Genomic DNA, 26,900 nt, shown 5'->3' on the forward strand with positions numbered 1-26,900 from the left:
GCTCGCGACGAGCCCGAGCATGACGAGTGTGCGTTGTCTTGATCTGTGTGTTGTTACGCAGCCGGGCTGGAGAAGGTGAGGCGGTTGCCGAAGGGATCGGTCAGAGCGATTTCCCGCGTGCCCCAGGGTTTGTCCTCCGGCTCTCCGGGCTTGGCGTACTTATAGTCCTTGGCCCGCAGCGCGGCGGCCAAGCCGTCGATATCGTCGCATTCAGTACGCAGGTGGCCGCCCGGCGTGGCGTCGCCGTGGTGCTCGGAAAGATGGATCACGCAGTCGCCCCGGGAAACTTGCAGATAGATCGGAAAGTCGTCGCCGAAGCGATGCTCCCAGTCGACGGAGAAACCAAGCCAGTCGACATAGAATTCCCGCGCCTTGGCCTCGTCGAAGATCCGCAGGACCGGGATCGGGTGGGAAAGTCTGGTCAAGCTATCGGTTCCTTTGCCGGTCGGCTAGAACGCGCAGGCGCCGCTGTCGACGGGGATGATTGCGCCGTTCACCAGGCTGGCCTGGTCGGAAGCCAGGAACAGCGCCATCTCCGCCACTTCGATGGGCCGTCCGGTACGGATCGGGCGCGCCGGGTTGGTGCCGTCGTCGTCGCCGGTCATGCCGAAGACGGAACGGGTGCGTTCGGTCAGCACCGCGCCGGGTGAGATTGCATTCACGCGGATCTTCATCGCCGCACACTGCAGCGCCATGGCCTTGGTCAGGGTGATAATGCCGCCCTTGGCCGAGGTATAGGCATCGGCGCCGCGGGTGCCTTTCATGGCACGGATCGAGGAGGTGTTGATCACCGAGCCGCCGCCGGCATCGCGGATGTGCGGCACGGCGAAACGGCTGGTCAGGAAGGTGCCGTAGAGATCGACGGAGATGGTGCGCCAGAATTCGTCCAGCGGGATATCGAGGAAACTGCCGTCTTGCGCTGTGGCCCCGCCGGCGTTGTTGTAGAGCACTTCCAGCCCGCCGAAGTGATTGACGGATCTGGTGACGGCGGCCTCCACTGCTTCGGGCTTGGTGATGTCGCATTCCAGGAACAGACACGCGCCCCCGGCGGCTTCCACGGCGGCGGCGCTGCGTTCCCCGGCGTCCTTCTTGATTTCCAGGATAGTGACCTTGGCGCCTTCCTGCGCGAAGCGCAGCGCGGCTGCCGCGCCGATCCCGTTGCCGCCACCGGTGATGATGGCGCGCTTTCCTTCCAGTCGTCCCATGCTGGCTTCCTCGGTCGTGTTCAGGCGCTACCGGGCGGGTCGACACGGTAGCCGGTTTCGGCGGCAGCTTCGGTAAGCCACGCCCAGAAGGATAGCGCGAAGCCGCGGAAGACATAAAGGTCGAAGCTGTCTTCAGCGATACGCCGCACCAGCACGCCGACCTCGTGGATCGCGGTCTGTGCCACGTCCAGCGGCGGAAAGGCTGCCGGGTCCAGATCGATGGCGAGACCCTTGGACAGCACCCAGGTCGCTTTGGGACCATTGATTCGAACAACGCTGCGGGCCTGACTCAGGTTGGTCACCGCGCCCAGATCGGGGCCGATGACCGCCGTCAGCTTCTTTGCCAGCTCCGGGTCGGCACTCTCCACAAGATAGCGCCCGGGCCCGATGGCCATGATGGTGGTGGTTTCACGCAGGCTGGAGCCACGCGGGCGCTGCGGCGGCGTGCAGTGGGTCACGGCGGCGACGGCGTCTTCGACCTGCGCCAGCCTATCGGACCAGGCCGCGACCTGCACCAGGCTGACGATCCGGCGTTCTGTAAGGGCCACGCCGGCTTCGCCCTGAGCAGCGACGGCGACCCGGGGCTCGCTGTGGCCCTGAAGCGGTGAGAGAAGATCAGACATGCATGCGGCTCCCCTCCGGATCGAAGAAGTGGGAGGACACCACCTCGACATCGACGTTGTGTCCCTTCAGCGGGTAGGTTGCCACCAGCGCCTCGCCGATGCGGTTGCGTCCGTCTTCCAGCAGGCCGAGGGCGATGTATTTCTCCAGCGCCGGGCTGTAGGTCGAGGAGGTGACATGGCCAAGGCTGCGCGGCGGGCTCTCGCCGTTGGGAACGATGAGGTGGGAGCCGGAGCGTACCGGTTGTCCGTCACGGGAGATCAGGCCGACCAGCTTCATCCTGTTGTCGTCGACCAGACCCTCGCGGTCCATCATGGCGCTGCCGATGTAGTCTTTCCTGCGCGATGTCATGCCGCCGAGGCCCAGGTCTTCCGCCGTCGTGCGGCCGTCGAGTTCCGGACCCGCCACATGGCCCTTTTCGATGCGCAGGGTGCCCAGCGCTTCCAGGCCATAGGCGACGACGTCGAAGGCTTCGCCCGCCGCCATGATCCGGCGCCAGACGGCCTCGCCGCTATGCGCCCCGGCGTAGACCTCGTAGGCCAGTTCGCCGGAGAAACTGAGGCGGGCGACCAGTACCGGGACGCCGTCCAGATGCCCTTCGCGCACGCCCATGAAAGGGAAGGCCTCGTTCGACATGCCGATATCGTCGAGCACCGCCGCCAGCAGGTCGCGCGCCTTGGGCCCGGAGACCGCCATGGCGGCCCATTGATCGCTGACCGAGGTCACGGCCACCTTCATCTCGGGCCAGACCGCCGCCAGCAGGAACTCGAGCTGCGCCAGCACCGGGGCCGCATTGGCGGTCGTGGTGGTCATCAGGAAACGGTGTTCGCCGAGGCGCCAGGTGGTGCCGTCGTCCCAGAGGAAACCGTCCTCGCGCAGCATCAGGCCGTAGCGCGCTTTGCCCTCCGGTAGCTTCAGGAAGCCGTTCGAGTAGACCCGGTTCAGGAACTCGGCTGCATCGGGGCCTTGGACGTCGATCTTGCCGAGGGTCGAGACATCGACGATGCCGACGCTTTGGCGCACCTGACGTGCTTCTCGAATGTAAGCTTGTTCGACGGTTTCGCCGTCGCGTCGGTAGACGCGCGGGCGCTGCCAGAGCCCGACCTCCATCATGTCGGCACCCTCAGCGACGTGCCAGTCGTGCATCGGGGTGCGCCTGAGGGGGCGGAAGTGGGCGCCGCGGGCCTGCCCGGCCAGGGCGCCCAGGGCGATCGGCGTATAGGGCGGGCGGAAGCGGGTGGTGCCGACCTCGGGGATCGACAAACCGCGCTCCTGCGCCATGAGGGCGAGGCCGGCCATGTTGGAAGTCTTGCCCTGGTCGGTCGCCATGCCGAGGGTGGTGTAGCGTTTCAGATGCTCGACGGAGCGAAAGCCCTCACGGTGGGCGAGGCTGACGTCTGATGCCGTCACGTCGTGCTGCAGGTCGACGAAGGCCTTGCCTTTGCCGCCGGCAGGCCGCGCGTCCCAAAGCGGCAGGATGGCATCGCAGGTGATCTCCGGCCCGACGGCCGGAACCGAGATCGGGCTGGGCGCGAAGCCGCAGGCGCGGGCCGCCTCCGCGCCGGCCTGGATGCCGGCGGTGAGGCAGGCGGCGGTGGACAGTTCACCGCTGCAGGCCCCGGCGGCCTGCCAGGGCTGTGTCGGTTCGCCCGGCAGGAAAGCGGCCAGGGCCTCGTCCCAGCGCGCCGGGCCGCTGGCCTGGCTGGCCAGGTGTATCGTCGGGGTCCAGCCGCCGCTGACCGCCAGGCAGTCAACCGGGATACTGCGGTGCAAACGGTCCTGCACGCCGTTGGCCGGATCGTAGGGCGTCACTTCAATAGCGGCGAGCCGCCGCCCGCCGCGGGCGCGGGTCACGACATGACCGGTCAGCAGTTCGGCGCCGCAGCCCTCGACCACCGAACGGGCCTCGGCGCCGATCTCCGGGCGCGGATCGACCACCGCCACCACGGTGACCCCGGCTTTGGCCAGGGCGGCGACAGTACGGTAGGCGCCGTCGTTGTTGGCGAAGAGCGCGATCCGCTGGCCCGGCGAAACACCATAGCGTTCGACATAGATCCTGATCGCATCGGCCAGCATCACGCCGGGTGTATCGTTGCCGGCGAAGATCAGCGGGCGTTCGATGGCGCCGGCGGCGATCACCAGTTGTTTGGCGCGGATGGTCCAGTGGCGCTGGCGTGGCGTTGCCTCCGGCGGTACCGGCAGATGGTCGGACACCCGCTCGACAGCACCGAAGGTGTTGTCGTCGTAGTAGCCGTAGACCGTGGTGCGGGGCAGCAGCGTCACGTTGGGCAGGGCCGAGAGAACCGCCAGCGCTGAGCGGCACCAGATATCGCCGGCGGCTTCGCCCACCGTCAGGCTCGTGCCGCGCAGGCTGCCGCCCATCTCGGCCTGGTCGTCGACCAGGACAATCCGCGCACCGCTCTGTGCCGCCGCCAGGGCCGCCATAAGGCCTGTGGGCCCGGCCCCGGCGATCAGCACATCGCAGAAGGCGTTGGTTTCCTCGTAGCGGTCCGGGTCCCGCAGTTGGGTGCCGGCGCCCATGCCCGCCGCCTTGCGGATGAAGTGTTCGTAGAACATCCAGGCCTTACGGGTCGGTCCCATGAAGGTCTTGTAGTAGAAGCCGGCGGATAACAGCGGGCCGGCCAGGCCGTTCAGGGCCATGATGTCGAGGCCGAGGGAGGGCCAGCGGTTCTGGCTCTTAGCCTCCAGTCCTTCAAAAAGCTCCACCATGGGCGCCTTGCAGTTGGGCTCGGTCCGGGCGCTGCTGCGCAGGGTGACCATGGCGTTGGGTTCCTCCACCCCGGCGGAGAACAGGCCGCGCGGGCGGTGGTACTTGAAGCTGCGGCCCAGGATGTCGACGCCGTTCGCCAGCAGCGCAGAGGCCAGACTGTCGCCGGCGAAGCCCTGGTAACGCTTTCCGTCAAAGGTGAAGTGCAGGGGCCGGCTGCGGTCGATCAGGCCGCAGGAGGGGAGGCGAAAGCCGCTCATGCCACGTCCTGTCCTTCGCCGCTGTCGCTTTCGCGCGCTTCCGCTCCAGCCCAGGGGCCGGCGATCTCTGCCCCCTCGATCCTGTGGGTGGCGGTGTCACGGCGCACCTTCAGCCAGAGCCGGCAGCCCTGGGCGTGGTGCCAGTATTCAAGATGGGGCCCGCGCGGGTTTTCGCGCTGGAAGACGTAGTCGCACCAGTCGGCGGCGGCGGCGCTGCCGGGGTCCGGCCGCTCCTTGGTGGCGTCGCCGCCGTAAGTGAATTCGCCGACGTCGCGCGGGCCGCAGTGGGGGCAGGGGATCAGCATGGTTCTTTTCCTTTGCCCGTTAGTGCAGGCGCGGCTGCGGGCCGGCGCCGCGCTCGTCGATGACGCGGCCTTGGCAGAAGCGCTCCAGGGTGAAGGCGGCGTTCAGCGCGTGGGCCCGGTCGTTGGCGATGGTGGAGGCGAAACACCAGCCCGAGGCCGGGGTCGCCTTGAAGCCGCCGTAGCACCAGCCGGCGTTGATGTAGAGTCCTTCGACGGGTCCCTTGCAGATGATCGGGCTGCCGTCCATGGACATGTCCATGACACCGCCCCAATGACGCACCAGACGCAGGCGCGCCAGATTGGGGAACATGGCCAGGGCCTCGGCGGCGACGTGCTTGATGATCGGCAGGTTGCCACGCTGGGCGTAGGAGTTGTAGCCGTCGAGATCGCCGCCGAAGACCAGCCCGCCCTTGTCGGACTGGGAGATGTAGAGATGCCCGGCCCCGAAGGTGACAACGGTGTCGATCAGCGGTTTCAGGGGTTCGGAGACGAAGGCCTGCAGCACATGGCTCTCGATCGGCAGGTCGCGCAGCCCGGCTTTTGCCAGCACCACGGAGGAACTGCCGGCCACGGCGACCCCGACCTTGCCGGCCCGGATCGTGCCGCGGCTGGTCTCGACCCCGGTGACGGCGCCACCCTCGCGCAGGAAGCCGGTGACCTCGCAGTTCTCGATGATGTCGACGCCGCGGCTGTCGGCGCCGTAAGCATAGCCCCAGACCACGGCATCGTGGCGCGCGGTGCCGCCGCGCGGCTGCAACAGGCCGCCCTCGACGGGAAAGCGTGCCTTGCGCGAGGTATCCAGGCCGGGCACGAACTTGGCCACCTCGCGGTTGTCCAGCAGTTCGGCGTCGATGCCGTGCAGGCGCATGGCGTTGCCGCGCCGGGCGTAGCTGTCCATCTGGCCGGGCGTATGGGCCAGGTTGAGGACACCGCGCGAGGAGAACATGACGTTGTAGTTCAGATCCTGGGAGAGGCCCTCCCAGAGTTTCATGGAATGCTCGTAGAAATGAGCATTCGGCGGCAGCAGGTAGTTGGAGCGCACGATGGTGGTGTTGCGCCCGATGTTGCCGCTGCCCAGCCAGCCCTTTTCCAGCACCGCCACATTGGTGATGCCGTGTTCCTTGGCCAGGTAATAGGCCGTCGCGAGGCCATGCCCGCCGCCGCCGACGATGATCACGTCATAGGCGGGCTTGGGCTCCGGGGAGCGCCAGACCCGCGCCCAGTTGCGGTTGCCGGTCAGCGCGTTGCTGAGCAGGGAAAAGATCGAATAACGGGCCATGACGGGACTTTAGGGCGGTTGAACCAGCCCTATTTATGCCGATACGACAGCCACAGTCCAGAAAACGTCTGCGGGGGACCGGAATTCAAGCGGGACCATTGATGAAAGATCCCTTTTTTGGGCTGGGCCGGGCGTTGCCGGGCCAAAGGTAAACAGCTATGACAAGCCTTTAGGCCGAAGGGGAGGCGGGCGGTTTGCCCCACTTGGCGCATTGCGGAACGTCCCAGATGACCTACGACGAATTCAACGCCTTCTGCCGGAAACTTCTGGCCACGAGCTACGTGGTTCAGTGGGGCGGATCGCACGTCTGGAAAGTGGGCGGCAAGGTCTTCGCCATCGGCGGTTGGGCGGACACCGAGCCGGCCTATACCTTCAAAGTGAGCGAGCTTTCCTATGAGATCCTGAAGGATCAGCCCGGCCTGCGCCCGGCACCCTATCTCGCGTCACGGGGCATGAAGTGGATCCAGCACTACGCGCGGCCGGGCTTGTCGGACGGCGACCTGAGAGACTATCTGCGCCAGTCCCATTACATAGTCTCGCTCGGCCTCTCCAAGAAGAAGCAGCGGGAGCTGGGCCTGCACCAGTAGGCCCGCGTCTTCCGCCGTTCATTCGGCGCTAGCGCGGGATTGGCCGGTCATGACTTCTACTTCTTCACGATCCACTCGTGGGCCGGGTCGTTGTTGAAGTGCCACTGTCGAACAGGGCCGGCCATGACTTTGAGATAGTAGAGGTCGTAGCCGTGGGGCGCCCCGACGGGGTGATAGCCACGCGGCACCATAACGCAGGTGCCGTCCTCTACCGCCATGGTCTCGTCGAGGGAGCGGTCGTCGGTTTAGACCCGCTGGAAGGCGAAGCCCTGGGCGGGTTCATCCTCCGGCGCGATCAGTCGTCCAGGGTCACCGGGGTCACGAAGCCCGGCGGCTTGATCGCCAGCACCGAACAGTTGATCCGGTAGAGCACGTTTTCGGCTGTGTTGCCGATGATCAAGCCCGGGATACCGGTGCGGGCCACCGTTCCCATGACGAGGACATCGATGCGCAGCTCATGCGCCAGTCTGGGAATGATGTCGCTGGCCCGGCCTTTGGGCACATGCGTCTTCGGATCAACGGCGTCGTAGGTCTCGAGTCCGATCCACTCTCTCGCCTTGTGCAGCAGCTGGCAGAGCCAATGACGATGCTCCAGGCGCACTTCGTTGATGTAGCGGTCCACCTCTTCCTCGTCGGCGCCGGCCCGCGTACCTCTCATGAGCGCTTCGCCGATGGCATCCCAGGCATGAACAACATGGAACTCGCTTTGCTCGACAAAGGCGAGCGACCCGGCCATCTCCAGGACCATCCGGTTCAGAGGTTCGGCTGTATCGGCGCCGGCGTGATCGAGATCGCTGAAGTCGACACAGGCCATCACCCGCCGGATCGGCAGCGGGCCGTTCGCCTTGATGAGCCACACCGGGCAGGGGCACTTGCGCAGCAGATTCATGTCAAGAGAGCCAAAAAGCCAGTCCACGGCGCCGGCGTCGCTGCCCACCGACTTGATGACCAGGTCGTGGCGGTTCCGCAGCACCGCGCGAATGACCTCCAGGAAGGGCGTTCCCTCAATGATCCTGGACTCAATCTCCACCCGACCCGCCGCCCATGCGGCTAGCCGTTCCACGGTGGCCTGCAGTTCCTTGACCTGGGCCTCCCTTAGCGTCGGGGAGGTCAGCCGGGTCAGATAGGCGGGGATCCTTTCCATCACCAGGATCACCGTCAGCCGCGCTTTGTTCCGCTCCGCGAGGCCGACGGCATGATGAAACGCCTGCAGGACGATCCCAGAAGAATCGGCTACGTAGAGAATGTTCTTGAACCGCTTCATTCAGTGCTTTCCCTCTGGCCGGAACCAGTTTCCCGATGTCATTTGCCATCCGAAGGCTCATCGTCGGGCTTCTCGGCTTCGGCCTATCCGATCATCGAAGGGCGATGTCGCAACTTTGGTTAGCTTGCGCCCAACATGGATTAATGGCATTGATTTGGGTCAAAGACGCTTAGATGGCATTCAACGATGCTTAAAAGCGTCAGCTTGAACTATAAGGCGCTTAGGAATGCTAAGCAGACCGTTCTTCACCACTCATGAGATTGCGGAGCTTCTGAAGGTCAGCGAAGCGACCGTCCGCAACTGGATTCATGAGGGTGAGTTGCGGGCCGTCAGGTTCGGCCGCGATTTCCGGGTGGCCGCCACGGACCTTGAGGCCTTCGTGAACGCGCACGCAACGCAGCCGGCGCCGGACCAAAAAGACTGATCGAGCTGACAGTGTCGGGGCCCGACTTCGTAAGCCGGCCCCTGGATCGCGAACTTGAGAGGGCGCGACGTCATGTCAGCTATCGAACATCAGAACCTGCCGGCCGCACCGGCGATCCAACAGACCGGGACACATCCCTGCCACGCTCTGAACGCCGATGAGACCCCGGCCGGCCGGGAGAGCGGTTCCAACAGTGCCACGCCAGGCGCGACGCGAGAGAGGGCGCCGGCTGACCGGCGCGGTGTTTGATGCTGGAAATCGTTTCCATTTCCGTTTTCTACGAGGTCGCCGCGCTTCTCGTCCTGGCGGCGGCGGTGGGTCTGGTCGGTGTCCTGCTGAGGCAGCCGCTGATCGTGAGCTTCATTGCCGTGGGCATTCTCGCCGGACCGTCGCTGCTCGACATCGCGCGTTCGGACGAGCAGATAAATCTGTTGGCGGAATTGGGGATCGCGGTGCTGCTGTTCCTGGTCGGCCTCAAGCTCGACGTGAAGCTGGTGCGGACCCTGGGGGCGGTGGCGCTCACCACTGGGCTCGGGCAGGTTGCCTTCACCTCGGTAGTCGGGTTCGGTCTCGGCCTGGCGCTCGGGCTTGGCGTCGTTACCAGCCTCTACGTAGCCGTCGCCCTGACCTTCTCCAGCACCATCATCATCGTCAAGCTGCTCTCCGATAAACGGGAGATCGATTCGCTCCACGGGCGTGTGGCGCTCGGCTTTCTGATCGTTCAGGATCTGGTTGTGGTGTTGGCCATGCTCGTGATGTCGGGGATCGGCGCCGGCGCCCAGAGCGATTCGGCGATCACGGACGTGGCGCTGGTCTTCGGCTATGGGGCGCTCATGCTGCTGGCCGTGGGTCTCTTTATCCGCTTTGCTGCCGAGCGTCTGGTGGAGCGCCTTGCCCGGGCCCCGGAACTTATGGTCTGCTTTGCGATCGGCTGGGCCGCCCTGTTCGCCGCGGCGGGCGACTATCTCGGTTTCAGCAAGGAACTCGGCGGGCTGCTCGCCGGCGTCTCGCTGGCTTCGACTCAGTTTCGCGAGGCGCTGGCGGCGCGGCTGGCGCCGCTGCGCGATTTCCTGCTGCTGTTCTTCTTCATTGCCCTGGGGGCGGGGCTCGACCTCTCCCTCCTGGACGAGCAGATCCCGGCGGCGCTGATGCTCTCGCTGTTTGTCCTGATCGGCAACCCTCTGATCGTCCTCGTGATCATGGGGGCCATGGGATACCGCAAGCGCACCGGTTTCCTCGCCGGCCTCACGGTTGCCCAGATCAGCGAGTTCTCGTTGATCTTCGCGGCGGTTGGTGTGTCGCTTGGGCATATCGGGGCCGAGACTCTCGGCCTGGTGACGTTGGTCGGGCTGATCACGATTTCGCTTTCGACCTACATGATCACCTACTCGCACCACCTCTTTGCCTTGCTGGAGCCCTTTCTGGGCGTCTTCGAACGCCGCAACACGCCGCGTGAGGCTGTCGCCGACCTGGGCGAGGCATCCGGGCGCTACGATGTCCTGCTGTTCGGTCTCGGCCGATACGGCAGCGCCATCGCGCACCGTCTCCGCCACCGCGGCCTTCTTGTGCTTGGCGTCGACTTCAATCCGGCCGTGGTGAAGGAGTGGCGGCAGCAGGGGCTGGATGTTGCCTACGGTGACGCCACCGATCCTGAGTTCGTTGCCAGTCTGCCCCTCAAGGGTGCAAGCTGGGCGGTGTCCGCCGTGCCGGAACATGAAACCGGGGTGACCCACGAGGACGCGCGCCTGGGACTGATCGATGGGCTGCGGGTCGCCGGTTTTGCCGGCCGCGTTGCGGTAACGGTGCAACGCGGATCGGACACCGAGCCGTTGGCAACCCGTGGCGCCGACCTGATTCTGCAGCCCTTCCGCGATGCCGCCGATCAGGCCGCCCGGCTTATTCTCGACGAGGGCCCGCCCGCAAAGCCTACCTCTTCACAATCCAGTCGTGGGCCGGATCGTTCTTGAAATACCACTGGCGGACGGGGCCGGCCATGACGTTGAGGTAGTAGAGGTCGTAGCCGTGGGGCGCCCCGACCGGGTGGTAGCCGCGCGGTACCATCACGCAGGTGCCGTCCTCCACCGCCATGGTTTCGTCGAGGGAGCGGTCGTCGGTGTAGACCCGCTGGAAGGCGAAGCCCTGGGGCGGGTTCAGGTGGTGGTAGTAGGTTTCCTCCAGGCTCGATTCCGTCGGAATGTTGTCGCTGTCGTGCTTGTGCGGGGGATAACTCGACCAGTTGCCGTTGGGGGTGATGACCTCCACGACCAAGAGACTGTCGGCGGGCTCGGTCTCCGGCAGAATGTTGTAGATGAGGCGTCGGTTGGTGCCGCTGCCGCGCTCCTCGAAGCCGACATCCTCCGGCGCGATGAGGCGGACCGGATGGCCGCCCTTGCCGGGCGCTGAACAGACCGCCAGTTCCACCTCGGTCGTCGCGGTGACGCTGTAGGTCTCGCCGTTGGGCACATAGACGGAGTAGGGGGCCTTGTCCTCGAAGACCGACATGCGCTCGCCGAGATCGGGGAAGCTCTGGCCGGCGGCCTCGATGTCCGCCTTGCCGGTCACCAGCACCAGGCAGACCTCTTCCGAGCCGGTCTCGCGGGCGAGGCTCTGGCCCGGCTTCAGCTTGAAGACCTTGAAGCCGACATGACGCCAGCCGGCACTCTCGGGAGAGACGGAAAGCACCTCGCCGTCGGCATCGGGGGTTCGCGGTTTCACCAGAAGGTTTGGCATGCTCGGTCTCTCTTCGTCGGGGTCGTACGGTTGGGCGTCAATCTTGTTTACCGCTGGTATTTTCCGGCGGTTCGTAAGTGTAGAGGAAGGTCCAGATGGCGTAGATCAGGACGGCAAAAGAGATGATCTGCCAGAACGGCTGGTTGGCGATGCTCTCCACCACCAGCCAGAGGAAGCAGACCGCGATGATCAGCACCCGGCGGTAGAGCGGTACGAACCAGGGGTGCTTGTTATCGAACATCAGGCCAGCCCCGCCTCTGCCGCGAAGCGCGCCAGATTCTGGTGGCCCATGGCGGCATAGATGCCGGGGTTGGCTTTCTTCGGGTCCTGTTCGGCCTCGACTACCAGCCAGCCCTGGTATCTCGGCTCGCTGAGGGCGTCCAGCACCGCGGCGAAATCGATGCAGCCGTCACCCGGTACGGTGAAAATGCCCGCGATCACGGCGTCCAGGAAGCTCATGTTCTGGGCGCGGACCTGATCCCTTACGTCGGCGCGCAGGTCCTTGCAGTGCACATGGGTGATGCGCGGCCCGTAGCGGCGGGCGATGGCGGCCGGGTCGGCCCCGGCCAGAACCGCATGGCCGGTGTCGAGCAGCAGGCCCACGGCATCGCCGGCGGCGGCCATGAAGGCTTCGATCTCGACGCCGGTTTCCACCACCGTGCCGGCGTGGTGGTGATAGGCCAACTGCAGCCCGGCGGCGCGGACGTGCTCGGCTACTTCGGTGACCCGCCGGGCGAAGGTTTCCATTTCCGCCGCGCCGATGCTCGGGCTCTGCGATAGCGGTACCTCCTGGCGCCCGTGAATGGCATTGCTGGTTTCAGCGAAGATCAACTGATCGCAGCCCATTTCCTTCAGCAGCGCCATGTGCGGCGCCAGGGCCTCGATTTCCGCCTCGGCGTCACGGGTCAGCAGGTGGCTGGAGTACCAGCCGGATACCAGAGAGAGATCGAAGTCCTTCAACAGCGCGCCCAGGGTCGCGGCATCGCGGGGAAACTTGTTGCCCATCTCAATGCCGACGAAGCCGGCGGCGCGGGCCTCGCGCAGGCAGGTTTCCAGGGGTGTCTCGCCGCCCAGGCTTTCAAGGTCGTCGTTCGACCAGGCGATGGGGTTGGTGCCGAGTTTTACGGTCATTGCTTTTACTCTTCAGTTCATTCAGTCGGCCAGGCGCTGCGCGGCCTTGGCGGCGACATAGGTTTCGTGAGCCTCGCGCACCGCGCCGCGCTCTGAAACCTCCGGCACCGCCACATCCCACCAGGTTCCACCGGCTTCGGTGGAAATCAAGGGGTCGGTGTCGATCACGATGACCCGCGGCCCGGCGGTTTCGTAGGGTTCGGCAAGCGCGCTTTCCAGCGCTGCCAGCGTCTCGGCCTTCACCGCCTTGGCGCCCAGGCTTTCGGCATGGGCGCGGAAGTCGATATCAGGCAGGCTTTCATGGCGCGTGTGCTGCAACAGGTTGTTGAAGGACTCGCCGCCGGTGCCGCGCTGCAGACGGTTGATGCAGCCGAAACCCCTGTTGTCCAGCACCACGATGGTGAGCTTCACGCCCAGCATGGCAGCGGTGGCGATCTCGGAATTCATCATCAGGTAACTGCCGTCGCCGAGCATGACGATCACATCGCGTTCCGGCTGGGCCAGTTTCACGCCGATGCCGCCGGCGATTTCATAGCCCATGCAGGAATAGCCGTACTCCATGTGGTAGCCCCCGGTCTCGCCGTTGCGCCAGAGCTTGTGCAGCTCACCGGGCAGACCGCCGGCGGCGCCGACGACGATGGCCTGCGCGTCGGCGGCCCGGTTGACGGCGCCGATCACCTGGGCGTCGCTGGGCGGGCCGGCCCCTTCAGGCGCACGCACGGCTTCCGCCGCCTGGGTCCAGCCGCCGACCCGGGCCCGGGCGCTGTCCTGCCACTCAGCCGGGCTGCGGTATTGGGACAGCTGGGCGGAGAGGGTGTCCAGACCCTCGCGGGCATCGGCGACCAGCGGTTCTGCCTGGTGCTTGCCGGCATCGAAGGCGGCCGTGTTCAGCTGAATGATCCTGCGCACCGGGTTCTTGAACAGCGCCCGGGAGCCGGTGGTGAAATCCTGCAATCGAGTGCCGGCGGCGAGGATCACGTCGGCTTCCTCAGCGGTTTCATTGGCTGCCGAGGTTCCGGTCACGCCGAGGGCGCCGAGGTTCAATGGATGATCCCAGGGCAGGGCGCTCTTGCCGGCCTGGGTTTCCGCCACCGGCACGCCGTGGCGCTCGGCAAAGGCGCGCAGGCTGTCGGTCGCCAGACTGTAGTGGACGCCGCCGCCGGCCACGATCATCGGTTTTTGGGCCTGGGACAGCAGCGCCGCGGCCTTCGCCAGTTCCTGCTGGTCCGGGCGGGGGCGGCGGAACCGCCAGACCTTTTCCGCGAAAAAGCTCTCCGGATAGTCGCAGGCCTCGGCCTGCACGTCCTGGCAGAGTGCCAGGGTGACCGGGCCGCAGTCCGCCGGATCGGTCAGCACCGCCATGGCACGGGGCAGGGCCACCAGGATCTGCTCTGGCCGGGTGATGCGGTCCCAATAGCGCGAGACCGGCCGGAAGCAGTCATTGGCGCTGACGGTCGCATCCTGGAAGCTCTCGATCTGCTGCAGCACGGGGTCGGGCCGCCGGGTGGCAAAGACGTCGCCGGGCAGCAGCAACAAGGGCAGGCGGTTCACGTGGGCGACCGCCGCCGCTGTCACCATGTTGGTGGCGCCGGGTCCGATGGAGGTGGTGCAGGCCATGACCCGCTGGCGGTTGCTGGCCTTGGCGTAGGCGATGGCGGCGTGGGCCATGGCTTGCTCGTTGTGGCCGCGATAGGTCGGCAGGCGGTCCTGAACGCCGTAGAGCGCTTCGCCCAGGCCGGCGACATTGCCGTGGCCGAAAATCGCCCAGACACCGCCGAAGAGCGGTCGCTGCTGCCCATCGATTTCGATCTTCTGCGCCGCGAGGTAGCGCACCAGCGCCTGGGCCATGGTCAAACGAAGGGTGGACATGGTCTTGCTCTCGATCCGTCGTAACGCTTCACGGGTTTTCTTTTTCAGGCGGCTTTCACTGCCGCAGCATGTTCCCAGCCCGAAACCAGCTCGCTGAAGCGCTTTGCCATCTGCTCGGTTGCTTCCGTGTCGTCGATCTCGCCTTTCAGCCAGGCGCGGGCCGGCTCGGCGAAGATGCTGCGGCCGACCGCGAAACCTTTCACCAGGGGATGACGCGCGGCAAGAACGAAAGAGGCGTTCAGTTCCTCCAACGGCCGCTCCAGGCCCAGCAGCAGGATCCCCCGGCAATGCGGATCGCGTGCCTCAATGGTTGTGCAGACGGCCTGCCAGGCGGCCTCGTCTGCCAGGGGTTCCAGCTTCCACCAGTCCGGTGCGACCCCCAGGTCATAGAAACGCGCGATGGCCTTGGCGAGGGTGTTCTGGTCGACCGGCCCGTGGCGGCTGGCGATGATTTCCAGCAGCAACTCGTGGCCGGTCCGGCGGCAGGCGTCGTAAAGACGCAGCACCTGGCTCTCCTGCGTCCGCCGCAGGTCTTCCGGATCGTCGGGATGGTAGAACACCAGGCATTTGACGCAGTTGGTCAGAGGCCATTCGGCCAGGGCACCGCCCAGATCCGGGCCTTCCTCGAAGGCGAGGGGGCGTGAGCCGGGCAGTTCGATGGGCCGGCCGATCCAGAGGTCGCCGTCGGCGGCGGCATGGAGGGAGTCGCGGCCCAGGCGGTCGTCGACCAGAACGCCGAAGCCCTCGCGGCCCGCCGCTACCTTGCGGGCGGCGGTCAGGGCCAGGGCCTTGAAATAGCCGACCCGGGCGATGTCAGCGCCGCAGTCCCGCGCCAACTCCTCGAACTGGCTGCGGTGATCGAAGGCGAGAATGCGCAGGCTGTCGTAGTGCCGCCGCCGGGTTGTCGACCAATGGATGCGGTTCAGGTCCGGGTCCTCGCGCAGCGCATGGTGATCGCTGCTGTTTTCCAGGTAGTAAGTCAGCTCGGTCCAGGAGGGGACGGCGGGCGCGCAGCCGTGACGCGACACCGCAAAGGCGCCGCAGGCGTTGGCAAACTTGCAGCAGGTCTCCAGCGGCTCGTCGCGCAGCCAGCCGCGCAGGAAGCCGCTCATGAAGGCATCGCCGGCACCCAGCACGTTATAGACTTCGACCGGGAAGCCAGGGCCCTTGATCCCGTCTTCGATGGAGGCTGGAACTTCGCCGGGGAAGACCACACAGCCCATGGGGCCGCGTTTGCAGACGATCGTGGCCTCGCTCAGTTCGCGGACCTTGCGGATCGCCGCCAGGGTGTCGGTGGTGCCGCCGGCGATGTGCAACTCTTCTTCAGTGCCGACGATCAGATCGCAGAGCGGCAGGATGGTCTGCAGGTGTTTGGAGACGGCGTCGTTCTCGATGAAGCGTTCCTCGCCCAGGCCGTGGCCGGTCAGGCCCCAGAGGACCGGGCGGTAGTCGATATCCAATACGACCTTGCGGCCGGCTTCGCGGGCCAGGCGGGCGGCCTTGCGGGAGGCTGCCTCGACCCCCGGCGTCGTGAAGTGGGTGCCGGTCACCACCACCGCTTTGGCCGAGGCGATGTAGTCCGGGTCGATGTCGTCCTCGCAGATCGCCATGTCGGCGCAGTTTTCGCGATAGAAGATCAGCGGAAAACTGTCCTCGTCGCGGATGCCGAGAATGACCAGTGCCGTCAGGCGCTCCGGGTCGGTCTTCAACCGGCTGGTATCGACCCCTTCGTCGATAAGGATCTCGCGGACGAAACGGCCCATGTGCTCGTCGCCGACACGGCTCAGGAAACCGGCTTTCAAACCCAGGCGGGCCGAGCCCACGGCAATGTTGGCTGGACAGCCGCCAATGTACTTGGCAAAGCTGCCCATGTCTTCCAGGCGTCCGCCGACCTGTTGGCCATAGAGATCCACCGAACAGCGTCCGATGGTGATGAGGTCGAGCGCAGCAGCATTGCCCATGGTTCGGCCGTCTCCCGTATCTGCTGACCTGAGGTCGTATTTTTATTGAAGGCCGCGCTTTGCAATCGCTTGGAAGAATGAAACATAACATCTATTAATGGGTCAATATGGAATTCGAATTCCATTTCAACTTGGCAGAAGGATTCTCGCATGCTGCGGATCGGATTGTTGGGGGCGGGCCGTATCGGCCAGATCCACGGAGGCAACATCGCCGCGCAGCCCGCGGCCGGGCTGGTTGCGATTGCCGATGCCCTGCCCGCGGCGGCAGCGGCGCTGGCGGCCGAGACCGGCGCCGCCGTCGCGTCGATCGAAGAGATTCTCGAGGATCGCAGCATCGATGCGGTGGTGATCGCAACGCCGACCGACACCCATGCGGATCTGATCGAGGCCGCCGTGCGGTCCGGCAAAGCGGTGTTCTGTGAGAAGCCGGTGGATCTGGACGCGGCGCGCATTCGCGCCTGCCTGGCCGTTGTGGCCGAAGCGGGCGTGCCGCTGATGATCGGTTTCAACCGGCGCTTCGATCCCAGCTTCGCGGCGCTGAAGGCCCGTCTCGACGCCGGGGAGATCGGGGCGCTGGAGATGGTGACGATTCTGTCGCGCGACCCCGCGCCGCCACCGCTTTCCTATATCGAGCGTTCCGGCGGTCTGTTCCGCGACATGATGATCCACGATTTCGACATGGCGCGCTTTCTTCTTGGCGAGGAACCGGTTGAAGTCTACGCGCTGGGCTCCTCACTGGTCGATCCGGCAATCGGCGAGGCTGGCGATGTGGATACCGCGGCTGTCGTGCTGAAGACCGGGGGCGGGCGGATCGTGCAGATCTCCAATTCCCGCCGCGCGCCTTATGGCTATGACCAGCGGGTGGAGGTGCACGGCGAAAAGGGGATGCTGCGCGCCGGCAACCATCACACTACGACGGTGGAGGCGGCAACGGCGACCGGCTACAGCCGCGACCCTGCGCTCGCGTTTTTCCTGGACCGCTATCGCGAGGCCTACCAGGCCGAACTCTCGGTCTTCATCGAGGGTGTGGTGGAAGGCCGTGCGTTGACACCTTCGGGGGAGGACGGCCTGAAGGCGCAGATCCTGGCCGATGCGGCGACCCTGTCCTGGGAAAGCGACAAGCCGGTCAGGCTCTAGCCACCCCGCCTCTTTTCGGCAATGGAAACGGAGAGCGCCATGGCAAGGCAGAAGCAGGCGGAGAGGGATCGGAAGGCGGCGAAATCGGCTTCGACCACTTCGAACCAGGCGTCGGCCAGTTCTGTCAGCGGGCTGAAAGGACTGTCGGTAATGGCGACCAGCGGAACGCCGCGGGCGGCCGTCGCCTTGGTCAGCTCAATGGTGGCCGGGGCATAGGGCGTAAAGCTTATGGAGATCAGCGCGTCCTTTTTGCCGGCGAAGGCCGACTGCTCCTGGCCCAGCGTGCCGACATTGTCGATGAGAATGCTCTTCACCCCCAGCTTTCCAAGGGCGTAGGCCATATAGGCCGTGATCGGAAAGGCCCGGCGCTGGCCGAGCAGGTAGATGGTATCGGCGGCGGCGAGCAGTGCCGCGGCTTTGTCCAACTGTGCTGCGTCGATAGAATCGCGCAGGCGCATCAGCGACGTGACACCGGCCTGGGCAAAGCCGTCCAGCAGACCGGGCAGGCCTTCGCGATCCCGGTCCTGATGACTGAGGCTTTCCAACCGCTCTTCGTAGTCAGGCCAGCGATCCCGAAGACGCGCGCGGAAGATTTCCTGGAGATCGGAGAACCCCTGGTAGCCGATGGTCTGGGCGAAGCGGACCAGGGTCGAGGGTTGCACCGAGGCTTGCTCGGCGATGCTGGCGGCGGTTCCGAAGGCCATTTCGTCGGGATGGGCGACCGCGAAGCGGGCCACCTGGGCCAGGCGTTTGGGCAGTGTCTGGTGGCGTTCCATCAGAAGGCTGCGCAGTCCCACAAAGTCGCGCGGCGGATCGCCGAGGTCCTCTGCGACTGTCTCCATTTTTGACATCACCTTCTGCCTTTCTCCTGACCGCCGGCATTCCCGGACCGGCCCCTCATAAGCGGCCAAATCTAGCGGTTCGATCCAAGTGAACCAAAAGGAGAATAAAAATTCTAGAAAAAACGGCCCGGTCGGTTTATTCTGTTGGCTATCACAATCTGAGATAATCAGAGCGAACCCGGCCGAAGGTCCGGATTCTTGCCTAGGGAAGGCGATATGCTGCGATGGACGATGGCTGAAAGCCAAAGACATCCATTCATCCAGACCTGGAAAACACCAGTGTCTGTGAGGCCTTCCCTTGTGTGGTCCGGGTGCCGGCCTTCGCTTTCAGCGGTGCGGCGGCAATCCTGGCGGCGGTCTTGGCGGTCGAATTCGGCAGGGCGCTTTTTCAGAGCACAGAACCTCAGCGCACAAAACCTCAACAAAGAGAACCTCAACAAGGGGAGGATTGAATGAAAGCTTTTCATCGTTTGGCGGTTGCCGCTGCGTTCCTGGGTGCAGCCACGGCGGCCCAGGCGCAGGACGTCAACATTATCGTCGTCAGCCATGGCCAGGCCAACGACCCATTCTGGTCGGTGGTCAAGAACGGGGTCGATGCCGCTGCCAAGGATATGGCGGTGAACGTCGACTACCGCGCGCCGGAGACCTTTGACATGGTGGTCATGTCGCAGTTGATCGACGCGGCCGTCAATCAGGAGCCCGACGGATTGATCGTCTCCATCCCCGATGCCGATGCTTTGGGCCCATCGATTGAAAAGGCCGTCGCCGCCGGAATTCCGGTGATCTCGATGAACTCCGGGTCGGATGTTTCCAAGAAGCTGGGCGCATTGCTGCATGTGGGTCAGGAAGAATACGACGCCGGCAAGGCGGCGGGCGAGAAGATGGCGTCTCTCGGCGGCTCTTCGGCCATCTGCATCAACCAGGAGGTCGGCAATGTGGCGCTGGATCAACGTTGTCAGGGCTTTTCCGACGGATTTGGCGGCAAGGTTGTCGTGTTGCCGGTCTCGCAGGATCCTTCTGAGATAAAGGCAAAGGTCAAGGCGGCGCTGGAATCCGATGACTCCGTCGATACCGTGATGGCGCTGGGCGCCGGCACGGCGGGCGAGCCGGCTCTGGCTGCGGCCGACGAAGTCGGCAAAGGTGATTCGGTCCAGATCGGAACTTTCGATCTTTCTTCCGATTTCCTGAAGGCAATCGCCTCCGGCAAGGCGGCCTTCGCCATTGACCAGCAGCAGTACCTGCAAGGCTATCTGCCGGTCGTGTTCCTGGCGAACCATGCGAAGTTCGGCCTCATTCCGGGCGGCAACGTTCCCTCGGGTCCGAACCTCATCACCCAGGACAAGGCGGCGCAGGTCGTCGACCTGTCAGCCAAGGGCATTCGCTAGAGATAGAACCAAGACAGGGGTACCGGTGCTGTTTCTTGCGCGGCGCCGGTCCCCGGCCCGGGGTTTTGGCCCCGATCAGCAGCAGGGCAGGCGAAGCCGCTTGCCCCTTTTGATACCGTGGAACTCGGTGCAAAGAAGCCGGCGCAAGAGCGGCTATGACTAGCAGGAAAATCTGCTAGGGAGGAGCAACAATGGTCGATAAGACAGCCCAAAGCGGCGGTGAGGCCGCTGCCGAACCCCCAGACACGACACCTGCCCAGGCCGACGAGCGGATTCGCGAAGTCTCGGCGATGACCAAGATTCTGCGGCGGCCCGAATTGGGTGCCATCGCCGGCTTGATCCTGGTCACCGTGTTTTTCCTTATAACGGCCAATGCCAATATGTTCACACTGGCGGGCATCATGAACTTCATGGCGCCGGCAGCGCAGCTGGGCATCCTGGCGATTGGGGCGGCCCTGCTGATGGTCGGCGGGGAGTTCGACCTCTCCGTCGGGTCGATGGTCGCCTTCGCGGGTCTGGTTTTCGGGACCTGTCTGGTGGTGCTGGGTATCCCGCTGCCGGGTGCCATTGTCATCACCTTCATCGTGGCTGGGGCCATGGGCGCGCTCAACGGCCAGATTGTGCTGCGCACCGGGCTGCCGTCCTTCATCGTTACCCTGGCATTCCTGTTCATTCTGCGCGGCATGACACTGGTCGGCTTGAAGTGGGCGACCGGCGGATCGACCCAGCTGCGCGGTGTGAAGGAAGCCGTGGAAGGCTCCTGGCTTGCCGGGTTCTTTTCCGGTGATGCGCTTGAGGGGCTCTTTGCCTGGTTTGCCTCCATGGGCTGGGTCGATACCTTCAAAAACGGCCTGCCGAAGGTCCAGGGCGTTCCGGTCGAGGTGATCTGGTTCGTGATTTTCGCCGCGGTTGCCACTTGGGTTCTGGTGCGCACGCGCTTCGGCAACTGGATCTTCGCTGCCGGCGGCGATGCCAATGCCGCCCGGAATTCCGGTGTTGCGGTAAACCGGGTGAAGACCATTCTGTTCATACTGACGGCCTGTTGCGCGGCCCTGGTGGCGATCCTGACCGTGCTCGACGCCGGCTCGACCGATGCGCGCCGCGGCTTTCAGAAAGAGTTCGAGGCGATCATTGCCGCGGTCATCGGCGGCTGCCTGCTGACCGGCGGTTACGGCTCGGCCATCGGCGCGGCCATCGGTGCGGTCATCTTCGGCATGGTGTTGATCGGCCTGACCTACACCACCATCGACCAGGACTGGTATCTTGTGTTCCTGGGCGGCATGTTGCTGACTGCCGTGTTGTTCAATAACTTCATTCGCAAGCGCGCAACGGGGGAGCGGTGAGATGACCGATAACAGCTCTACGAATGGCGCGTCCAATGGGGCCGCGAATGGATCGGACGTGCTGATCGATGTTCGCGATGTCGTCAAGCATTTCGGATCGGTGATCGCCCTGAACGGCGTTTCCATGGCGGTCAACCGTGGCCAGGTCCTTTGCCTTCTCGGCGATAACGGGGCGGGCAAGTCGACCCTGATCAAAACCCTGGCGGGGGTCCATAAACCGACCGCCGGCGAATTCCGGGTCGAAGGCAGGGCGGTCGACTTCAACAGTCCTCGCGATGCCCTGGACGCGGGCATCGCCACGGTCTACCAGGACCTGGCGATGATCCCGCTGATGTCGGTGACCCGCAATTTCTTCATGGGGCGCGAACCGGTCAAAAGACTTGGCCCGTTTCGCTTCATCAATTTCGACGAGGCGGACAAGACGACCCGCGAAGAAATGCAGAAGATCGGTATCGACGTGCGCGATCCCCAGCAGGCGGTCGGTACGCTGTCGGGCGGCGAACGTCAGTGCGTCGCCATCGCAAGGGCGGTTTACTTCGGCGCCAAGGTCCTGATCCTGGACGAGCCGACCTCGGCGCTTGGTGTCGCGCAGACCTCCATGGTGCTGAAATATGTCGATCAGGTTCGCAATAAGGGCTTGGGGGTGATCTTCATCACCCATAACGTTCGCCATGCCATGGCTGTGGGGGATCGTTTCACGGTGTTGAACCGCGGCAAGACCCTGGGTAACTTCGCCAGGGATGAGATTAACATGGACGAGCTGCAGAACCTGATGGCCGGCGGCAAGGAACTGCAGCAGCTCTCCGCCTCGCTCGGCGGCACGGTTTAGGTTTCCCGAACCGCCCGCTGTCTTGATGCCGCCCCCGGCTGGTCCCGGCTGGTCTGGGCCGATGTGAAGGAAGATGTGCTTGGACTCAGTTGGGGTAGGCCTGATCGGCACGGGCTACATGGGAAAGTGCCACGCCATCGCCTATAGCGCGGTGGCGACCGTTTTCGGGCTCTCGACGCGGCCGCGGCTCGAGTTGCTTTGCGACCTCGGCGCCGAGCAGGCGGCGGCCGCGGCGGCGGCTTTCGGTTTTGCCCGCTCGACTGACGACTGGCACAAACTGGTAAGCGACCCGGCGGTCGATGTTGTCTCCATCACCACGCCCAATGGCCTGCACCCGGCCATGGCCATCGAGGCGGCGCGCAACGGCAAACACGTCTACTGTGAGAAGCCGCTGGCGCTGACCCTGGAGAAGGCGGAAGCCATGGCGGCGGCGGTGCGCGAAGCCGGTGTCAAGTCGCTGGTCGGCTACAACTACACAAAGAACCCGGCGGTTTCCCACGCCAAACGCCTGGTCGAGCAGGGGGCTATCGGGCGCTTGCTGCATTTTCGCGGCTGTTTCGACGAGGACTATCTTGCCGATCCGGCGCTGCCCCACAGTTGGCGCATGCAGAAGGAAAAAGCCGGCGCCGGTGCCCTCGCCGATATGGCGAGCCATCTGATCCATATGGCCCAGCACCTCTGCGGGCCCATCGGTGCCGTGATGGCGGACCTGACCACCATGCATGCCGAGCGCCCGATAAATGACGGCTCCCACGCCGCGACGGGGCGGGTGGAAAACGACGATACCGTCTCTGCCCTGGTGCGGTTTCGCGCCGGTTTTTCAGGCAGTCTGGATTCAAGCAGAATTGCCTGGGGCCGCAAGTCCCGCTTTGCCTGGGAACTGCATGGCAGTGCCGGCATGATTGCCTTCGACCAGGAACGCATGAACGAACTGCAGCTCTATCAGGCGAAGGGCCCAAAGGCCGAGCAGGGCTTCAAGACGATTTTGAGCGGCCCGGCCCATCCGCCCTACGGGAACTTCGTACCGGCGCCCGGTCACAGTCTCGGCTACAACGATATCAAGACGGTGGAAGTCGCCCACCTGATGCGCGGGCTGGCGGGTGAGGAGACGCTGTATCCGAATTTTACCGATGCCCTGGATACGGAGCGGGTCATGCATGCCATGCTGCGCTCCGCCAAAGAGGGGCAGTGGGTCAGTCTGGATTAGAGGAAAATTCTCCGTTATAATGGAGAAATGATCAAACAAAGTCCTATTGATGCTGAAAGTATCGTCTCCAAGGTTGCCGAAATGCTGCGCTCGGTGCGCAAGCAGCAGCAACTGACGCTGGATGATCTCGCCCAGCGTTCTGGCGTGTCGCGCTCCATGCTGTCCCAGATCGAGCGTGGCGAGAGCAATCCGACCCTGGCCACGCTCTGGAACCTCACCCAGGCCCTGGGGGTCGACTTCGCCGGCCTGTTGGGCAGTGAGCCCGCCGCCGAGCCGAGCAGCGGTCAGGTAGAGCGGCTGCCGGCCCAGCGCACCCCCACCATCGATAGCCGGGGGGAGCGTTGTCGCCTTAGAATCCTAAGCCCGCCGGACCTCGCCGGGAAGGTCGAGTGGTACGAGCTTCAGCTCGAAGCCGGTGGCGCCCTGGTCAGCGATGCCCATGCGCCGGGCAGCATGGAACACCTGACGGTTCTGGAAGGGCGGATCGGCGTGCAGTCCGGCCTGCGCGAAGAAGAGGGCGGCGCGGGGGATACACTGCGCTACCGGGCCGATGTCGCCCATCGTATTGCCGCCCTGGCCGGGGAACCGGCGAAGGCCCTGCTGATCGTTCTCACGGATTAATCGGCTTTCGGGCTGATCGGCTTCCCGGGTAAGTGCTGGCCGGAAATCGGTTGAAAAATCCGTAATAACGGAATACGGTCCATTATCACATAATAATGGTGAGGCGGCGGCATTATGCTGGACGACATTCGCAAGGAGCTCGACGGCATTCGGGCGGCTCATCTCTACAAGGTCGAGCGGCCGATCACCTCGCCGCAAAGCGCCGCGATCCGCGTTGCGGAGGACGGCGGGGAGCGTGCCGAACTCAATCTCTGCGCCAACAACTATCTCGGCCTGGCCGATCATCCGGCCCTTGTTGCTGCGGCCAAGGAGGCGTTGGATCACTATGGCCTCGGCATGGCCTCCGTGCGCTTCATCTGCGGCACCCAGGACCAGCACCGCCTGCTGGAGCAGGAGATCGCGGCCTTTCTGGGCCAGGAGGACGCGATCCTCTATGCCGCCTGTTTCGACGCGAACGGCGGGGTTTTCGAGCCGTTGCTCGGCGCCGAAGATGCGGTCATCTCCGATGCCCTCAATCACGCCTCGATCATCGACGGCATCCGTCTTTGCAAGGCGCGGCGCTATCGTTATGCCAACGGCGACATGGCGGAGCTGGAGGACCGGCTCCGCGAAGCGCGGGAAGCCGGCGCACGGCGCATCGTCATCGCGACCGACGGCGTTTTCTCGATGGATGGCTATCTGGCCGACCTGCCGGCCATCCGGCGCCTGGCGGATCGCTACGAGGCTTTCCTCCTAGTTGACGACTGCCACGCCACCGGTGTTCTGGGACCGGAGGGCAGGGGCACTGGTGCGCATTTCGGTGTCGAGGTCGACATCCTCACCGGCACCCTGGGCAAGGCCCTCGGCGGCTCTGCCGGCGGTTACGTCGCAGCGGCCGGGCCTGTCGTCGAGCTGCTGCGCCAGCGCTCCCGGCCCTATCTCTTCTCCAATTCCCTGCCGCCGCCGATCGTCGGCGCGGCGCGCAGGGCCCTTGAACTGGTCCGGGCCGGCGACGATCTGCGCGCCCGCCTGCGCGACAATGCCACACGTTTTCGCGCCGGTTTGACGGCCGCGGGCTTCAACCTGCTGGACGGCGAACATCCCATCATTCCGGTGATGCTGGGCGAAGCGGGTATCGCGCAGGAGATGGCCGCAAGGCTTTACCAGCGCGGAGTCTATGTGACCGGCTTTTTCTTTCCCGTCGTGCCCCAGGGGCAGGCGCGCATCCGCACGCAGATGTCTGCGGCGCATACGCCGGAACAAATCGATCAGGCAATCGATGCCTTTACCCGGACCGGTCGCGAACTGGGTGTGATCTGAACGCCGCTCTTTTGAGAGAGGAAGTTGCTATGAAGGTCCTGATTCCATGAAGGCCCTGATTAAGGAAAAGCCGCAGCCCGGCATCTGGCTGGGCGATCAGCCGCTGCCGGCGGTGGGCCCCGACGACGTGCTGATCAAGATCCGCAAGACGGCGATCTGCGGAACCGATGTTCATATCTTCAATTGGGATGCCTGGGCGGCGAAGACGGTGCCGACACCGCTGACCATCGGTCACGAGTACTGTGGCGAGATTGCCGAGCTTGGCGGCAATGTCCGTCATCTTGCGCTTGGCCAGCGGGTCACCGGTGAAGGCCACATCGTTGGCGGCAAGAGCCGGATGGCCAGGGCGGGGCGTTATCACCTGGACCCGGATACCCGTGGCGTCGGCGTGAACCTGCCGGGCGCCTTTGCCGAGTATCTTGTCATACCCGCCTTCAACGTGGTGCCGCTGCCCGATCATCTCTCGGACGATATCGGGGCGATCCTCGATCCCCTGGGCAATGCGGTGCACACGGCGCTGGCTTTCGATCTGGTCGGCGAGGATGTCCTGATCACCGGCGCCGGCCCGATCGGCATCATGGCGGCTGCGGTAGCCCGTCATATCGGTGCGCGCCATGTGGTCCTGACGGACGTGAACGACTACCGCCTTGCCCTGGCGGAGCAGATCACCGACCTGCGGACGGTCAACGTTGCCAAGGAAGACCTGCGCGACGTCATGGCCGAGCTGAAGATGAACGAGGGTTTCGACATCGGGTTTGAGATGTCCGGGGTGCCCAGCGCCTTCGACCAGATGGTCGATGCCATGATCATGGGCGGACGCATCGCCCTGCTTGGCATCCCCGCCGAGGCACGGCCTTTTGATTGGAGCCGGATCATCTTCAAGGCCCTGACCCTGAAGGCGATCTATGGCCGGGAGATGTTCGAGACCTGGTACAAGATGATCGCCATGCTGGAATCAGGCCTGGCGGTGGAGCCTATCGTCACCCATCGTTTCGCGGTCGACGACTATGAGCAGGCTTTCGCCGTCATGCGCTCCGGAGAAAGCGGAAAGGTCGTGCTGGACTGGGCCGCCGCGTGACCACCCATTTACTAGAGCTGGGTGATGCCGTGCAGTTCCAGGATCTCGACCAGCATGGCACCGGCGCGCACGCGGTGCTGATGGTGGATGCGGCGGGCAGCTTCCGCATCGCGCTTCTCGATGGCTTCGACGACGGCCGCATGGTCCTTGTTTGAGTCGACCGGCTTGGGCCGCAGGCGCAGCGTCGCCATGCGCGCCCGATGCGCCTGATCGCGGCAGGTGTTCACCCAGGTGCGCAGCCGCTCGTTACCGCTGAACTCGACCAGCAGGTTGTGAAAGCGTTCGTCCGCGCCGGCCCAGCCCGGCAGGTCGTCTTCTGCCAGGGCGATATCCATATCGCTGACCGCCGCGTGCAGGGCGGCGAGCTGCTGCTGGTTCACGCCGCGTGTTGCCACGATCTCTGCCGCAGTGGATTCGAGCCCGGTCAGGATCTCGTAAATCTCGCGCATGTCAGCCACCGAGATCGGTAGAATGCGCATGCCGTGGCGCGGCCGGATTTCCACGATGCCTTCGTCGGCAAGGCGTATCAGCGCTTCGCGCACCGGCGTGCGGCTCATGCCCAGCAGCTCGGCAAGCTCCTGCTCCAGGGCCTGAAAGCCGGCCGGCATCTCGTTGTCCAGGATTCGTTTTTTCAGATCCTGGTAGGCCCGCTCCGACTGAGAGAGGCGCGGGTTGCCGCGACCGGCGGTTTTGTTCTCAGGCAAGGCAGCCACCGGGGCCGCTTCGCCGGCCCGATCGATCTCCGTCACTATGTCTCCACCTGTCGGCCTTTGATGCTGGGCGGAATTCTAACCC

The 26,900-nt window shown here is 64.8% G+C and carries 25 protein-coding genes and 1 pseudogene; 11 read left to right on the forward strand and 15 right to left on the reverse strand.

Annotation, left to right across the window (positions count from 1 at the left end):
- Window positions 1-53 precede the first annotated feature (53 nt).
- The 6 genes from HBA54_RS02245 to HBA54_RS02270 are packed head-to-tail and all read right to left on the reverse strand — an operon-like array spanning window position 54 to window position 6,398.
- Window positions 54-425 carry a glyoxalase superfamily protein gene (locus tag HBA54_RS02245; protein WP_240932473.1) on the reverse strand — a complete coding sequence of 124 codons (372 nt, stop codon included), beginning with the start codon at window positions 423-425 and terminating at the stop codon, window positions 54-56.
- A gap of 24 nt (window positions 426-449) precedes the next feature.
- The gene (locus tag HBA54_RS02250) at window positions 450-1,205 is read right to left on the reverse strand and encodes an SDR family NAD(P)-dependent oxidoreductase (protein ID WP_167220950.1); all 756 of its coding nucleotides are present in this window, start codon (window positions 1,203-1,205) and stop codon (window positions 450-452) included.
- A 20-nt stretch (window positions 1,206-1,225) separates the two neighbouring features.
- On the reverse strand, window positions 1,226-1,828 hold the full coding sequence (locus tag HBA54_RS02255) for a sarcosine oxidase subunit gamma (RefSeq protein ID WP_167220952.1): 603 nt from the start codon (window positions 1,826-1,828) through the stop codon (window positions 1,226-1,228).
- The gene (locus HBA54_RS02260) at window positions 1,821-4,814 is read right to left on the reverse strand and encodes a sarcosine oxidase subunit alpha family protein (RefSeq protein WP_167220954.1); all 2,994 of its coding nucleotides are present in this window, start codon (window positions 4,812-4,814) and stop codon (window positions 1,821-1,823) included. The genes HBA54_RS02255 and HBA54_RS02260 overlap by 8 nt, the downstream gene beginning before the upstream one ends.
- Window positions 4,811-5,119, reverse strand: coding sequence for a sarcosine oxidase subunit delta (locus HBA54_RS02265; protein WP_167220956.1), 309 nt, complete (start codon window positions 5,117-5,119; stop codon window positions 4,811-4,813). The genes HBA54_RS02260 and HBA54_RS02265 overlap by 4 nt, the downstream gene beginning before the upstream one ends.
- A gap of 19 nt (window positions 5,120-5,138) precedes the next feature.
- Window positions 5,139-6,398, reverse strand: coding sequence for a sarcosine oxidase subunit beta family protein (locus HBA54_RS02270; protein ID WP_167220958.1), 1,260 nt, complete (start codon window positions 6,396-6,398; stop codon window positions 5,139-5,141).
- Window positions 6,399-6,625: 227 nt separating this feature from the next.
- Here HBA54_RS02270 and HBA54_RS02275 point away from each other — a divergent pair, with 227 nt between their 5' ends.
- Window positions 6,626-6,985 (forward strand): MmcQ/YjbR family DNA-binding protein, encoded by a 360-nt coding sequence (locus tag HBA54_RS02275; RefSeq protein WP_167220960.1) that lies wholly within the window; start codon window positions 6,626-6,628, stop codon window positions 6,983-6,985.
- A gap of 56 nt (window positions 6,986-7,041) precedes the next feature.
- Here HBA54_RS02275 and HBA54_RS02280 read toward each other — a convergent pair.
- Window positions 7,042-7,218 (reverse strand): annotated as a pseudogene (locus HBA54_RS02280) (5-deoxy-glucuronate isomerase); the annotation flags it as partial.
- Window positions 7,219-7,280: 62 nt separating this feature from the next.
- Window positions 7,281-8,249: a universal stress protein gene (locus tag HBA54_RS02285; protein WP_167220962.1), complete on the reverse strand. Its 969-nt coding sequence runs from the start codon at window positions 8,247-8,249 to the stop codon at window positions 7,281-7,283.
- Window positions 8,250-8,475: 226 nt separating this feature from the next.
- On the opposite strand from HBA54_RS02285, the gene HBA54_RS02290 reads away from it, so the two are divergent.
- Window positions 8,476-8,673 (forward strand): helix-turn-helix domain-containing protein, encoded by a 198-nt coding sequence (locus tag HBA54_RS02290; protein WP_167220964.1) that lies wholly within the window; start codon window positions 8,476-8,478, stop codon window positions 8,671-8,673.
- A 248-nt stretch (window positions 8,674-8,921) separates the two neighbouring features.
- Window positions 8,922-10,640, forward strand: coding sequence for a cation:proton antiporter (locus HBA54_RS02295; RefSeq protein WP_167220966.1), 1,719 nt, complete (start codon window positions 8,922-8,924; stop codon window positions 10,638-10,640).
- Here the strand turns inward: HBA54_RS02295 and iolB are convergent.
- Genes iolB through HBA54_RS02320 form a run of 5 tightly spaced genes read right to left on the reverse strand, consistent with a single transcriptional unit; the run spans window position 10,600 to window position 16,364 of the window.
- Window positions 10,600-11,403 carry a 5-deoxy-glucuronate isomerase gene (gene iolB / locus HBA54_RS02300; protein WP_167220969.1) on the reverse strand — a complete coding sequence of 268 codons (804 nt, stop codon included), beginning with the start codon at window positions 11,401-11,403 and terminating at the stop codon, window positions 10,600-10,602. The two genes, HBA54_RS02295 and iolB, sit on opposite strands and share 41 nt — an antisense overlap.
- Window positions 11,404-11,440: 37 nt before the next feature.
- Window positions 11,441-11,644 (reverse strand): ATP synthase F0 subunit B, encoded by a 204-nt coding sequence (locus HBA54_RS02305; protein WP_167220971.1) that lies wholly within the window; start codon window positions 11,642-11,644, stop codon window positions 11,441-11,443.
- Window positions 11,644-12,534 carry a myo-inosose-2 dehydratase gene (iolE, locus tag HBA54_RS02310; protein WP_167220973.1) on the reverse strand — a complete coding sequence of 297 codons (891 nt, stop codon included), beginning with the start codon at window positions 12,532-12,534 and terminating at the stop codon, window positions 11,644-11,646. The genes HBA54_RS02305 and iolE overlap by 1 nt, the downstream gene beginning before the upstream one ends.
- A 21-nt stretch (window positions 12,535-12,555) precedes the next feature.
- Complete coding sequence (gene iolD / locus HBA54_RS02315) at window positions 12,556-14,403, reverse strand: 3D-(3,5/4)-trihydroxycyclohexane-1,2-dione acylhydrolase (decyclizing) (RefSeq protein WP_167220975.1); 1,848 nt, start codon at window positions 14,401-14,403, stop codon at window positions 12,556-12,558.
- Window positions 14,404-14,447: 44 nt separating this feature from the next.
- Complete coding sequence (locus HBA54_RS02320; RefSeq protein ID WP_167220977.1) at window positions 14,448-16,364, reverse strand: bifunctional 5-dehydro-2-deoxygluconokinase/5-dehydro-2-deoxyphosphogluconate aldolase; 1,917 nt, start codon at window positions 16,362-16,364, stop codon at window positions 14,448-14,450.
- Between the two features lie 150 nt (window positions 16,365-16,514).
- Between HBA54_RS02320 and iolG the strand changes: the two genes are divergently transcribed.
- A complete protein-coding gene (gene iolG / locus HBA54_RS02325; RefSeq protein WP_167220979.1) occupies window positions 16,515-17,501 on the forward strand; it encodes an inositol 2-dehydrogenase in 987 nt (328 codons plus the stop codon).
- On the opposite strand, the gene HBA54_RS02330 is transcribed toward iolG, so the two are convergent.
- A complete protein-coding gene (locus HBA54_RS02330; RefSeq protein ID WP_167220981.1) occupies window positions 17,498-18,343 on the reverse strand; it encodes a MurR/RpiR family transcriptional regulator in 846 nt (281 codons plus the stop codon). The genes iolG and HBA54_RS02330 overlap by 4 nt on opposite strands.
- Before the next feature lie 452 nt (window positions 18,344-18,795).
- Here HBA54_RS02330 and HBA54_RS02335 point away from each other — a divergent pair, with 452 nt between their 5' ends.
- The 7 genes from HBA54_RS02335 to tdh all read left to right on the forward strand — a co-directional run bounded on the left by HBA54_RS02335 (window position 18,796) and on the right by tdh (window position 26,105).
- A complete protein-coding gene (locus tag HBA54_RS02335) occupies window positions 18,796-19,728 on the forward strand; it encodes a sugar ABC transporter substrate-binding protein (protein ID WP_167220983.1) in 933 nt (310 codons plus the stop codon).
- 191 nt (window positions 19,729-19,919) lie between these two features.
- Window positions 19,920-21,071, forward strand: coding sequence for an ABC transporter permease (locus tag HBA54_RS02340; RefSeq protein ID WP_167220985.1), 1,152 nt, complete (start codon window positions 19,920-19,922; stop codon window positions 21,069-21,071).
- A gap of 1 nt (window position 21,072) precedes the next feature.
- The gene (locus HBA54_RS02345) at window positions 21,073-21,900 is read left to right on the forward strand and encodes an ATP-binding cassette domain-containing protein (RefSeq protein ID WP_167220987.1); all 828 of its coding nucleotides are present in this window, start codon (window positions 21,073-21,075) and stop codon (window positions 21,898-21,900) included.
- 79 nt (window positions 21,901-21,979) lie between these two features.
- A complete protein-coding gene (locus tag HBA54_RS02350; RefSeq protein ID WP_167220989.1) occupies window positions 21,980-23,107 on the forward strand; it encodes a Gfo/Idh/MocA family protein in 1,128 nt (375 codons plus the stop codon).
- 27 nt (window positions 23,108-23,134) lie between these two features.
- Window positions 23,135-23,728 carry a helix-turn-helix domain-containing protein gene (locus tag HBA54_RS02355; RefSeq protein ID WP_167220991.1) on the forward strand — a complete coding sequence of 198 codons (594 nt, stop codon included), beginning with the start codon at window positions 23,135-23,137 and terminating at the stop codon, window positions 23,726-23,728.
- A 114-nt stretch (window positions 23,729-23,842) separates the two neighbouring features.
- Window positions 23,843-25,027 (forward strand): glycine C-acetyltransferase, encoded by a 1,185-nt coding sequence (gene kbl / locus HBA54_RS02360; protein WP_167220993.1) that lies wholly within the window; start codon window positions 23,843-23,845, stop codon window positions 25,025-25,027.
- A 46-nt stretch (window positions 25,028-25,073) separates the two neighbouring features.
- A complete protein-coding gene (gene tdh, locus HBA54_RS02365) occupies window positions 25,074-26,105 on the forward strand; it encodes an L-threonine 3-dehydrogenase (protein WP_167220995.1) in 1,032 nt (343 codons plus the stop codon).
- An 11-nt stretch (window positions 26,106-26,116) separates the two neighbouring features.
- On the opposite strand, the gene HBA54_RS02370 is transcribed toward tdh, so the two are convergent.
- The gene (locus tag HBA54_RS02370) at window positions 26,117-26,854 is read right to left on the reverse strand and encodes a GntR family transcriptional regulator (RefSeq protein ID WP_322095962.1); all 738 of its coding nucleotides are present in this window, start codon (window positions 26,852-26,854) and stop codon (window positions 26,117-26,119) included.
- Between the last annotated feature and the right edge of the window lie 46 nt (window positions 26,855-26,900).

This window comes from Pelagibius litoralis (genome assembly GCF_011683915.1).
Lineage (GTDB): Bacteria > Pseudomonadota > Alphaproteobacteria > Kiloniellales > Kiloniellaceae > Pelagibius > Pelagibius litoralis.

Bases quoted from the DNA above. Each gene is read 5' to 3' on its own strand.
- HBA54_RS02250 (WP_167220950.1), bottom strand. From the start codon at position 1,205: ATGGGACGACTGGAAGGAAAGCGCGCCATCATCACCGGTGGCGGCAAC.
- HBA54_RS02255 (WP_167220952.1), bottom strand. From the start codon at position 1,828: ATGTCTGATCTTCTCTCACCGCTTCAGGGCCACAGCGAGCCCCGGGTC.
- HBA54_RS02260 (WP_167220954.1), bottom strand. From the start codon at position 4,814: ATGAGCGGCTTTCGCCTCCCCTCCTGCGGCCTGATCGACCGCAGCCGG.
- HBA54_RS02265 (WP_167220956.1), bottom strand. From the start codon at position 5,119: ATGCTGATCCCCTGCCCCCACTGCGGCCCGCGCGACGTCGGCGAATTC.
- HBA54_RS02270 (WP_167220958.1), bottom strand. From the start codon at position 6,398: ATGGCCCGTTATTCGATCTTTTCCCTGCTCAGCAACGCGCTGACCGGC.
- HBA54_RS02275 (WP_167220960.1), top strand. From the start codon at position 6,626: ATGACCTACGACGAATTCAACGCCTTCTGCCGGAAACTTCTGGCCACG.
- HBA54_RS02285 (WP_167220962.1), bottom strand. From the start codon at position 8,249: ATGAAGCGGTTCAAGAACATTCTCTACGTAGCCGATTCTTCTGGGATC.
- HBA54_RS02290 (WP_167220964.1), top strand. From the start codon at position 8,476: ATGCTAAGCAGACCGTTCTTCACCACTCATGAGATTGCGGAGCTTCTG.
- HBA54_RS02295 (WP_167220966.1), top strand. From the start codon at position 8,922: ATGCTGGAAATCGTTTCCATTTCCGTTTTCTACGAGGTCGCCGCGCTT.
- iolB (WP_167220969.1), bottom strand. From the start codon at position 11,403: ATGCCAAACCTTCTGGTGAAACCGCGAACCCCCGATGCCGACGGCGAG.
- HBA54_RS02305 (WP_167220971.1), bottom strand. From the start codon at position 11,644: ATGTTCGATAACAAGCACCCCTGGTTCGTACCGCTCTACCGCCGGGTG.
- iolE (WP_167220973.1), bottom strand. From the start codon at position 12,534: ATGACCGTAAAACTCGGCACCAACCCCATCGCCTGGTCGAACGACGAC.
- iolD (WP_167220975.1), bottom strand. From the start codon at position 14,403: ATGTCCACCCTTCGTTTGACCATGGCCCAGGCGCTGGTGCGCTACCTC.
- HBA54_RS02320 (WP_167220977.1), bottom strand. From the start codon at position 16,364: ATGGGCAATGCTGCTGCGCTCGACCTCATCACCATCGGACGCTGTTCG.
- iolG (WP_167220979.1), top strand. From the start codon at position 16,515: ATGCTGCGGATCGGATTGTTGGGGGCGGGCCGTATCGGCCAGATCCAC.
- HBA54_RS02330 (WP_167220981.1), bottom strand. From the start codon at position 18,343: ATGGAGACAGTCGCAGAGGACCTCGGCGATCCGCCGCGCGACTTTGTG.
- HBA54_RS02335 (WP_167220983.1), top strand. From the start codon at position 18,796: ATGAAAGCTTTTCATCGTTTGGCGGTTGCCGCTGCGTTCCTGGGTGCA.
- HBA54_RS02340 (WP_167220985.1), top strand. From the start codon at position 19,920: ATGGTCGATAAGACAGCCCAAAGCGGCGGTGAGGCCGCTGCCGAACCC.
- HBA54_RS02345 (WP_167220987.1), top strand. From the start codon at position 21,073: ATGACCGATAACAGCTCTACGAATGGCGCGTCCAATGGGGCCGCGAAT.
- HBA54_RS02355 (WP_167220991.1), top strand. From the start codon at position 23,135: ATGATCAAACAAAGTCCTATTGATGCTGAAAGTATCGTCTCCAAGGTT.
- kbl (WP_167220993.1), top strand. From the start codon at position 23,843: ATGCTGGACGACATTCGCAAGGAGCTCGACGGCATTCGGGCGGCTCAT.
- tdh (WP_167220995.1), top strand. From the start codon at position 25,074: ATGAAGGCCCTGATTAAGGAAAAGCCGCAGCCCGGCATCTGGCTGGGC.